Source organism: Emticicia sp. (assembly GCF_049241225.1).
GTDB lineage: Bacteria > Bacteroidota > Bacteroidia > Cytophagales > Spirosomataceae > Emticicia.
Map to the genome: position 1 here is coordinate 26,400 of NZ_JBMLRC010000065.1, position 10,681 is coordinate 37,080.

Consider the following 10,681-nt stretch of genomic DNA (forward strand, 5'->3'; position numbering starts at 1 on the left):
ATCTCCCAATAAACAATCCCATCGGTTTCACCAATTTGTGAAAAATCATTGTTGCGTAACACACGCTGGGAAGAAAGGTTATTCTTTTCGGTATTTGCCAAAACCTTCATCACACTCGATTGTGTTTTTGCCCATTTAAGCATCTCGCCAACGGCTTCGGTCATGTAGCCTTTTCGTCTAAATTCAAAGTGCGTACCGTAGCTGATTTCTATTTCACCATCAATGTTGGGTTCGCCTTTGAAGCACACATCACCTACCATTTTGTTGCTTTCTTTCGAGATAATCGTCCAAAGTGTGGAGAAAAGGTAGTTTTGGCGTTCGTCCGCTACATGCGGAATAATGCCGTAGTCGAGGGCTTCACGGAGTTCGGGAGATATACTTCTCGGAGATTTTTCGGTATTGAGTTCTTTTTCTAAAGAATCATCTAAATTACTGTATTTAAGTAATTGCTCGTAAGTCAGCGGTCGTAAAATCAGGCGTTCGGTTTCTATCATTGCTTTAGCATCAATCTTCACGAATCACATCAACTTCTACTGCCACTTTATGCTCACCCGAACTAAAAATAATTCCTTTAAGTGGAGCAACATCTGCATAATCTCGACCATAGGCCGTAACGATATGCTTATCGCTCGGAATGAGGTTATTAGTTGGGTCAAATTCGCACCAACCCATTTCGGGAATATAAACCGAAATCCAAGCGTGCGATGCATCCGAACCTTGTAATTTAGGCTTTCCTTTTGGCGGAATTGTTTCGATATAACCACTCACGTAGCGAGCTGCCAAACCAACGCTTCGCAAGCACGCAATGGCCAAATGTGAGAAGTCTTGACATACACCTTTGCGTTCTTTCAAGACGGTTTTGAGGGGTGTATTTATACTTGTAAAACCTGATTTAAACTGAAATTCGTGGAAAATTTTAGCAGAAAGTTTACTTACACCCTCAAAGAGCGGCACATTGGGCGAAAGACAAGTTTCGGCAAAAGCCTTAATTTCATCGTCCCATTTGATAAACTGACTTGGAAGTTGATATTGCAAAACCTCAATTTTTAAAGCATTGTCATTCTGAAACTTCGTTTTTGCTTCCTCACACGTAACCGCACTTATAGCCACGGAAGTTCGGGGTAATATCTCAATTTCACTCGAAGCAATCACTTTCAATATTTTATGCGACTCGTGCAAAGAAAAATAATGCTGAGTATTACCAAAAAAGTCTTTGCGGCCATAGACCTTAGTGGGCTGTGGCTCAATTGCTAAATCAAAGTTGTGGCATAGTTGAGTGGGCTGCGATAGCGGTTCTAAACAGAGCACACTTTGGTAATTATCAACAGGATTTACATAAGTATAGACCGTTTGGTGCCTTAGCTTATATTTCATCTGAATTTATTTTTTCAATGGTATCTAAAAACGAATGTTGTATGACCGAATGATTGAAGTACAAGCTCGCCAAATTGCCCGTAACGTTAGAAATCAGGTCGAAAACTTGCTCTAAAGTCTTGTCGAGTTCCGTACGATACTGCGTGTTTTCATCGGCTTTTATCATGCTTTCGGCATCAAAAAGTTTAATGAGCGTTCCTGCTTCTAAGACCGTTCTTTCGGCTATGTTCAATCGGGTTGAGTCAATATTCTTTGGTAATTTTGCTAAACAATTCGATAAAGCATCGAGCAAATAAGCCAGTGTATAAGGCAGATTTGTCTCTAAGAAAACCATATTTAGCACCGCAACCAAGCTCCAATGAGATTTGTAAATATGGCGGTATTGGGCCAAAAGATGATGGTTTTCTAAAACTGCTTCCATCAAAACGGTTTCTACTTCATCATTATTTTTGAAGCTAAACGCCGACCGCAGTACCGAAATGAGCGATAAAATTCGTTCAATATTTTTACCCGCTTCGAGCAAATAAAAACCGCTGTCACGTGGCAATGTCTCGAAAATATTGCCATAAAAAGCAAAAAGTCGAGTATAGAGTCTATCCAAACTGTGGCTTACTTGGTTGATACTGTGCGAATCTCGGAGCGATTGCAGATTATCTTCAATTAAGTTCAAAATTCGGCGAGTATCGGTATTCCACTTGTCACTTACTTGATTCGATGTACGCAAGAAAGATTGGATATTATAGGCAACCGAACCCACTTTGCGAGGGTCGTTGATTAGGCTAAATAACTCTGGTTCGGGGTTTTCCAAAATCGAATCGTCTTCTTCGTTCGTGAAGCCAGGGTAGCTCCAAGTCAGATGTGTGATTGATTTGAGTAAAACCACCAAGTATTCCTGTTGCTTTTTACCTTTATCGTTTACGTTTTCGTTGAGGCGGTCAAGCACGATTTTCAAGAAACTCGTCAAGGCCATTGTTCGCTCAAATAAGCGTCCGACCCAAAATAAATTCTCGGCATTTCTGCTCGTGAGTGAGTTATTGTGCTGATTATTAGTTGCTTTGCGTACAACTATTCGTTCGTAATGCTCGGTTGGTGTATCGGTCACAATCCAAGTATCTTTCGATAATCCGCCCAGTTGATTCGATATTACAAACTTATCTTTTACGGGTGAGCTACGAGTGAGTCCGCCTTGCATTACTTTATAGTCATTGCCGTCAGATACCAAAAAAGTTCGGATAGCAGCAAAACGAGGCACTAATTTTCCATCAATCAACGAAGGAGTGGTAGAAAGACTTACTTCTTCTTGAGCCACAAAATCTTTCGGATTTTGCAAAATCATTTTTCGAAGTTTTTCCAGTTCATCTTTGCTCATTTGTCGCCCATAGAGCGACTTAAATCCTTGTTTACGGTTGGCTTTTTTGATGATAAGTCGGTGTAAATTACTCAGTACGAAGTTCAATTCTCGTGGTTGTCCGCACCACCAAGTGGCTACCGAGTTCATCAGTAGAGGTTCATCGAGCAGGAATTTACAAGCATTCTGCATAAATGCCAGCAAACCGTAGTTTTCTACCACGCTTGTGCCGGGTGGATTTACAACTGCCACATTGCCCATACGCATGACTTGCAGCAAACCTGGTACTCCCAAAAGCGAATTTTGGCGAAGTTCGAGTGGGTCGCACCATTCGTCATCTACACGTCGGATAATGACATCCACACGTTCCAGTCCATCAATAGATTTTAGCCAAACAAAGCCATCTCTGACCAATAAATCACTGCCTTGTACGAGCGTGTAACCCAAATAAGAAGACAGGTAAACATGCTCGAAATAAGTTTCATTGCCCGCCCCAGGGGTCAGATAAACTACATTTGGGTTTTCGTTGGAAATATTTCCCAGCGTGGCTACTGTTTGCTGTAAATGGTTGAAATATGGTGAGAGCCTATTTCGATAAATATTTTTATTGAGTTCGGGGAAAACCTTCGCCATAACCGTGCGGTTTTCGAGGGCATACCCCGAACCCGAAGGCGATTGTGTTCGGTTATCGAGCAACCACATTTTACCATCTGGCCCACGAGCCATATCGCAGGCATAAATCAGTAATTGATTTTGTAGTTTTTGCTTAATATCAAAACAAGGCAGTAGAAAGCCCGAATTATCAAAAACCAATTCGGCAGGAATGATATTCTTCTTTATCAATAATTGTGGCCCATAAATATCTCGAAGAATCAAATCGAGCAAATGAGCTCTTTGTTTGATTCCTTTTTCGATATTTTGCCATTCTTTTTGGTGTATCAAAAACGGAATCGGGTCGAGTTTCCACGCACGATTTCCGCCATTATCGGCATTATAAACATTGTAGGTAACACCGTTTTCTTTGAGCTTATTGATGATTTCTTGGTTTCGCAGCTCCAACTCTTCCATACCAATCGACTCCAAAGTATCGAAAAGGCTTCGCCAATGAGGTTTCACCTGACCATTTTGGTCAATTACTTCATCATAGGAATTGATTGTTTTTTTATATGAATTGAGCAGGCTCAAAGATAAATCTTCTATCATTTATTACTTTTAAAGGTCATTCACAAAATAATGCTTTTTAAGTGGAAAAAACCAATAAATTCTTTAATTAAACAAATAAAATGCTTGGTGATGGTACTGAGTATTTGTGCTTAGTTGATTGCGTTGAAGCTATTTAATATTTTTACTCCCGCCGATTTCGCTGAAAACCGCAGAAATTACAAACTTTTTTCTGCGATTTTCAGCGGTTTCAGTGGGATATTAAAATTACTATTTTCTATTTCTTAGCCTTCCAATAATGCCTTAAATCTAAAGTGTTTGGATATTCAGGATTTACCAATTCAATCGGTGTATCGGGCTTGAGGTCAGTTTTATTCTGAGCCACAAATCTTGAAACCGTTGGCGTATCGAATACCGGAGCGGTCTGCTCGATTGTACTCGAAGGAGTGTGTCCGAAATCCCAGAAACGACTAATTTTTCGAGATTCTGCTTCGTAACTATTGATTGGATAAGTATCAAAACTACGCCCACCTGGGTGAGAAACAAAGTAAGTACAGCCCCCAACTACTCGGTTGTTCCAAGTATCAACAATATCAAAAACTAATGGAGCATCTACGCCCACATTTGGGTGCAACGCCGACGGTGGATTCCACGCTTTATACCTGATTCCTGCCACGTATTCGCCTTTTGTTCCCGTACTTCTTAGTGGAATTCGGCAACCTTTACACAATAAAATATGACGTTCTGGAATTATCCCCGAAACTTTTACTTGTAATCTTTCGAGCGATGAATCCACGAAGCGAGCGGTACCGGCATTGGTCAACTCTTCGCCCAAAACGTGCCACGGCTCAATTCCTAAACGAATTTCGAGTTGGATATTATCAACCGTGATACTTCCATGATGCGGGAAACGGAACTCAAAGAATGGGTCGAACCACGAAATATCGAAGTCATAACCTGCATCTTTTAGGTCGTTTACTACATCAATCATATCAAGATAAGCAAAGTGTGGCAATAAGAATTTATCGTGCAGTTCCGTTCCCCATCTGATGAGTTTTTTCTTGTATGGTTGTTTCCAAAACTTCGCTACCAAAGCACGAACCAAAAGGTTTTGTACTAAATTCATGTGCTTGTGCGGTGGCATATCGAATGCCCGTAGTTCGAGAATTCCCAAACGACCCGTTGAAGAATCAGGCGAGTAGAGTTTATCAATACAAAATTCGGTTCGGTGGGTATTTCCTGTAATATCAGTCAATAAATTTCTGAAAATACGGTCAACCATCCAAAACGGCACTTCTTTATCTTCGGGAATTTGCTCAAAAGCAATTTCCATTTCATAAAGACGTTCATCTCGGCCTTCGTCAATGCGTGGAGCTTGACTTGTTGGCCCAATAAATGGCCCCGCAAAAAGGTAGCTTAATGCTGGGTGATGCTGCCAATAGGTAATCAGACTTCGCAGTAAATCTGGTCGACGAAGCAGCGGACTATCTTCGGGTTTTGAAGCCCCGAGCGTTACGTGATTACCACCGCCAGTACCCGTATGACGGCCATCAACCATGAATTTTTCGGTGCCTAAACGAGCAAAAAAAGCTTCTTCGTAAAGTGCAGTTGTATTATCGACAATTTCTTGCCACGATTTGGCTGGGTGTACGTTTACCTCAATCACACCGGGGTCGGGTGTTACCATCATTTTTTCGATGCGATAGTCGGATTTTGGCGTGTAACCTTCAATTCTGACTGGCATTTGAAGTTTTTCGGCCGTAGTTTCTACCGAAGCTATCATGTCGAGGTAGGTTTCGAGGTAATCGGTAGGAGGGAGGAAAACATAAATAATTCCGTCACGTTCTTCTACACACAGAGCCGTTGAAAATGTATCAACTTCAAAAAGTAACGAAGTATCTTCAGATTCTTCTTTAGCTTGTTCTTCATCTTTTTCAACTATTATGGCCTTTGCTGGGGCTTTATATAGTGGTGAAGTTGTTCCGTAGCGTTCTTCGAGCGATTGGTAATAATCGCCGAGTGGTGGTAATTCCTCAAACAGACTTCTTTCAACTGGATGCTCTCGTTTGAGTTTTGAAGTTTTGGGTAAAGACTCCAATGGTAAACGTAGCCCGATGGGAGAGTTGCCCGGAATGAGATAACATTGTTGACGGCGGAACTCCCAAACACAACTCGTCCAATGAGCCGCGTCATGCTCCCATTTGAGTGGCAAAACAAAGCCCGCAGGATTATTTAAGCCTTTTTCGAGCAATTTTGCAAGTGTGTGTCGCTGAACAGAATCTTTCAGATTTACTGCCAACGGGTCGAGGTTTACTGGTAATTTACCTTCTTCCAAAGCCCAATAGATTGGGTCTTCGTAAGTTGGCATGAGGTTTTTCGGGTCGATACCCAAATATTTTGTTAGCTCTATCGCAAAGCGTTCGGCATCATGAAAAGTATATTTAGTTTCGCCTTCTTTAGCTACTAAATCATCGTTTTTCCAAATTGGCAGACCATCTTTTCTCCAATAGAGTGCATATTGCCAGCGTGGAAATAACTCGCCTGGATACCATTTCCCTTGTCCGAAATGCAACAAACCGCCATGTGCGAAACGTTTTTTGAGGCGAAGAGCTAAGTCATAAGCCAGTTTTCGTTTGAGAGGGCCATCGGCGGTAGAATTCCATTCGGGCGATTCAAAATCATCAATCGAAACGAACGTTGGCTCGCCACCCATTGTTAGTCGTACATCGCCCTCGATGAGGTCTTTTTCAACCACATTTCCTACTTCCATTACCTTGTTCCACTGTTGTTCGGTGTAAGGTTTGGTGACTCTTGGATTTTCGTGGATTCTGAAAACACTATTATCAAACTCAAAACTAACTTCGCAAATATCGGTGGCACCAGTTACTGGGGCAGCACTGGCGTAATCGGGCGTACAACTGAGCGGAATATGTCCTTCGCTGGCGAAAAGTCCGGAAGTTGGGTCGAGGCCAATCCAACCTGCACCCGGTACGTAGGCTTCTACCCAAGCGTGTAGGTCGGTAAAATCTTTTTCGGGGCCTGATGGGCCATCGAGCGATTTTACGTCGGGAGCGAGTTGCACCAAATAACCCGAAACAAAGCGAGTGGCCAGTCCAAAACTACGCAAGACTTGCACCAAAAGCCACGCAAAGTCACGACACGAACCGCTGCCGAGTGTGAGGGTTTCTTCGCAGCTTTGAACACCTGTTTCTAAGCGGATATTATATTTAAGAGCATTATACACTTGCTGATTGGCATACACCAAAAAATCGACGGTATTGATGCCTTTTTGAATAGACATTTGGTCGATAAAATGCTGTGTTTTTTCGCCAATATCTTTTGTTTCTAAATAGGGAACAAGTTCTTTTTGAAGGGTAGTTTCGTATTTGAAAGGAAACTTCTCGGCATATTCTTCAACAAAAAAATCAAAAGGATTGATTACCTGCAAACGAGCAATTACCTCAACTTCGATGCGTAATTCGGTCGTTTTTTCTGGAAAAACCACCCTTGCTTGATAATTACCGAAGGGGTCTTGCTGCCAGTTGATAAAATGATTTTCGGGTAGAATTTTAAATGTGTATCCTTCAATGGCTGTGCGGGAGTGAGCGGCAGGTCGCAATCGAAAAATATGCGGTGAGAGACTAACACTCCTATCAAATTTATAGGCTGTTTTGTGCGAAATGGCAACTTTTATAGACATAGTGTTTTTGAAGGCTTAGAATCAACTATGTCAAGATAAATGAAAAAAAGTGAAATAGTAAATAATTAGTTCAAAACCCTTGAATAATACTATTTTCGGGTAGATTAGTGCAAGAAATAGTGGAAATACCGGTATAAAAAAATAGGCCGAGATTTATCAATCCCGACCTAAGAAATAGTGTATTTTCAATGTATTTCAAAACTCAAGCACCCACAGCCTTCTCAACCGAAGCCTTCATTTTATCAAAACCAACTTTGGCAGCTTCAAGAGCTGGCATTTTCCAGTAATCTTCGTTGAAAAGCTCTAATGAAAGCACAATCGGTACGTTTTTTTCGTTCAACATCTGAAAGATTGGTGTGAGTGGAGCAACACCATCGCCTGGGAAAACTCGGTAGCTATCATTGATTTTTTCTCTCGGAACATTCGCAGGATAATCATTTACGTGAAACATCTGCATACATTGCCCATTGAGCATTTTTAAAGCATTAAATTCCGAGCCACCTTTATACAAATGATAAACATCTGATAGTACGACCGCTTTCGGGTGTCCGCTTTCGGCGGCTACGAAAAGAGCTTCGCCAAAAAGATGCAAATTTGCCGAAAATCCCCACATTTCAAGTTGTGGTAGAACGCCCATTTCATCACCCAAATCGAGCATTTGTTTGTAGCGAGCTGCGGCGTTTTGTAAGCTAATACCCGCTTTGTTGGTTGCTCCGAAAGGTGGAGCCGCAATGCGTTTGCAGCCAATTTCGGCCAGCATTCCCATTTCACGTTTGGTTTGTTCGAGGGCTTTGGCTCGTAGGTTAGGGTCGTCCACAATCCAACTGGCAAAACCAATGGCATCTTCGATGGTTAGGCCTAAATCTTGTGCTTTTTTACGCACATCTTTTAAATTTCCTCCGTTATTGGCATACGTTTCGAGAGTTCTCACCCAAATTTCAATGCCCGAATAACCTGCTTTGGCTGCCACATCGAGTTCGGCCATCAGACCGATGTTTTGCTTCATAATGGTACTGGTGTTCAAGCAATAGCTAAAATTATGTTTAGCTGTTTTTGGGGCTTGAGCAGAAGCATTTTCTAAGCCAAGTACCAAACCAGCACCCGTTGCTAAAGTTGATTTTATGAGATTTCTACGAGAAATGTTAGAAGATTCCATTTTGAATAGTTTAATGATGATTTTAGGTTGAAATTTTAGTATTTATACAAACAAATCATTCATAGTAATTTCACTCTGGACCCACCTTAATTTATACTCATTATTTTTAAATCCATGCGTGCTTACTGCTGTGAAGAAAACTGTTTTTTTGGTTTTAGTGACTTCTTTAAATGTGCTGATTTTATGGGCTATGTCCGCTGCATACTTTTTGTCAATCACAAATTCAAACTCCGAAAATTTCATTTCGCATATATTAATACAACCATCTTTTCGGTCAATCAATAAATCTATCTGACTTCCTTCTTCTTTTTCATCCCCTCTGAATCTCCAACTTGATTCTTCTGTGTAAATTCCAGAAATACCCAAGGCTTTTTTGATTTCTCGAATATGTTTCTGACAAATTGATTCAAACGAAAATCCCGCCCAACTTTTCCATGACTGAGCATTTTGCATAAACACCCATGACTGTTTTCCTTTATTATTTTCTATAAATTTTAGATAAAATAAGCAGTATTCATCGGTTAGTTTATAAACGGAGTCTTTTTTGTTTTTTCCGAAAGGTATATAGCCAGTCACAAAACCAGATTCTTCCAATTCTTCCATAACCAACGAGGCCGTTCCGCCTGACTTTATACTCATTTTTTGTAATAATTCATTGCGAGTTAAGCCACTATTTTTTTTTGATAACTCTCTGATGATTTGGACATGAATCTCATGGTTTTTAAACAACGAGCGGAATAAACTATTAAATTCGTCGAATAATAATCCTTCCTTCGTAAAGCACACATTATCAATGGTTTGGCTTGTGCTTTGTCCTTTTTTTACTTCTTTTAAATAGTGAGGAACACCCCCAAATGCCATGTATAGCTGTAAAATCTGGAATCGGTCTAAGGTAATATTTTTATTTTGCAGATAGTTTTCTGTTTCCTTTAATGTAAAAGGCAGTAGTCTGATTTTTTTCGTAATTCTATTGTGAAGCCCTCCTTTGTTTTGAATTACTTTTCTAATCATCCATGAAGCCGCTGAGCCGCAGATAATAACTTTTAAATTATCTTTTTTGCTTGCCCAGTCATTCCAGAAATAATCAAATGAACTCAGAAAATCAGATTTTGGTGAATCAATCCAGGGGAATTCATCAAAAAAAACTACCGCCTTTTTCTTGTCGAGAATTGGGTTTAAATAGGTTTTAAGCCTATTCAAGGCTTCTGTCCAATTGTTTGGCACCGATGACGGATAGAGCGATTTAGTACTTTGGTCAAGTTTATTGCTAAAGTTTTGGAGTTGAATTTTAGTTTTAGCATCGTACTGACCCGAAAATTCAAAAACTAATTCTTTCTCAAAAAACTCACGAATCAAAAAGGTTTTCCCAACTCTCCTTCTTCCATAAATAACCACTAATTCGGCATTATCCGATTCTATGACTTCCCTAAGGATTTTCTTTTCAGTTTCTCTACCTATGATTGTTTTCATCTTTATTATTAGCCAAATCTCTTACAAAGATAAAGTTTTGGCTGATAATTAAAAATGAAACTCAGCCAAAACATTTGTAAATACTGAGATTTGGCTGATAATAAAAATTGCACTAAACGCCTTTTACTTTCATTTTAAGTGTGTAAACCGACTTTGAAGCAGTAATGAAAAGGGTTTTACGGTCTTTTCCGCCGAAAGTTACGTTGGCTGTCCAGGGTTCTTTAGTTTCGATTTGCTCGATTTGAGTGCCGTTTTTATCGAAAACGCTTACACCTTTACCTGTTACATATACGTTCCCTTTTTTATCTATCGTCATTCCATCAGAACCCATCGGAGCAAAAAGTTTACGCTCGCCTAATGTACCATCAGGATTGATTGGGAATGAATAAGTTTTGCGGTCGCCGATATCGGCTACATACAGAGTTTTGCCATCGGGCGTGCCAATGATTCCATTAGGTGCAACAAATTCACG

General features: G+C 40.4%; 7 protein-coding genes. All 7 read right to left on the reverse strand.

The annotated features are described in order from the left end of the window. A partial coding sequence (locus tag ACOVO2_RS04430; protein ID WP_421768801.1) for a GNAT family N-acetyltransferase occupies window positions 1-494 on the reverse strand: 494 nt, incomplete at its 3' end. Between the two features lie 10 nt (window positions 495-504). Beyond that, window positions 505-1,374, reverse strand: a complete 870-nt coding sequence (locus ACOVO2_RS04435; protein WP_421768802.1) for a transglutaminase family protein — start codon at window positions 1,372-1,374, stop codon at window positions 505-507. Beyond that, window positions 1,364-3,925, reverse strand: coding sequence for a circularly permuted type 2 ATP-grasp protein (locus ACOVO2_RS04440; protein WP_421768803.1), 2,562 nt, complete (start codon window positions 3,923-3,925; stop codon window positions 1,364-1,366). The genes ACOVO2_RS04435 and ACOVO2_RS04440 overlap by 11 nt, the downstream gene beginning before the upstream one ends. Before the next feature lie 235 nt (window positions 3,926-4,160). Continuing rightward, complete coding sequence (locus ACOVO2_RS04445) at window positions 4,161-7,583, reverse strand: DUF2126 domain-containing protein (RefSeq protein ID WP_421768804.1); 3,423 nt, start codon at window positions 7,581-7,583, stop codon at window positions 4,161-4,163. A 202-nt stretch (window positions 7,584-7,785) separates the two neighbouring features. After that, on the reverse strand, window positions 7,786-8,739 hold the full coding sequence (locus ACOVO2_RS04450; RefSeq protein ID WP_421768805.1) for a sugar phosphate isomerase/epimerase family protein: 954 nt from the start codon (window positions 8,737-8,739) through the stop codon (window positions 7,786-7,788). A gap of 42 nt (window positions 8,740-8,781) precedes the next feature. Then, window positions 8,782-10,209 carry an AAA family ATPase gene (locus ACOVO2_RS04455; protein ID WP_421768806.1) on the reverse strand — a complete coding sequence of 476 codons (1,428 nt, stop codon included), beginning with the start codon at window positions 10,207-10,209 and terminating at the stop codon, window positions 8,782-8,784. Between the two features lie 112 nt (window positions 10,210-10,321). Next, a partial coding sequence (locus ACOVO2_RS04460) for an SMP-30/gluconolactonase/LRE family protein (RefSeq protein ID WP_421768807.1) occupies window positions 10,322-10,681 on the reverse strand: 360 nt, incomplete at its 5' end.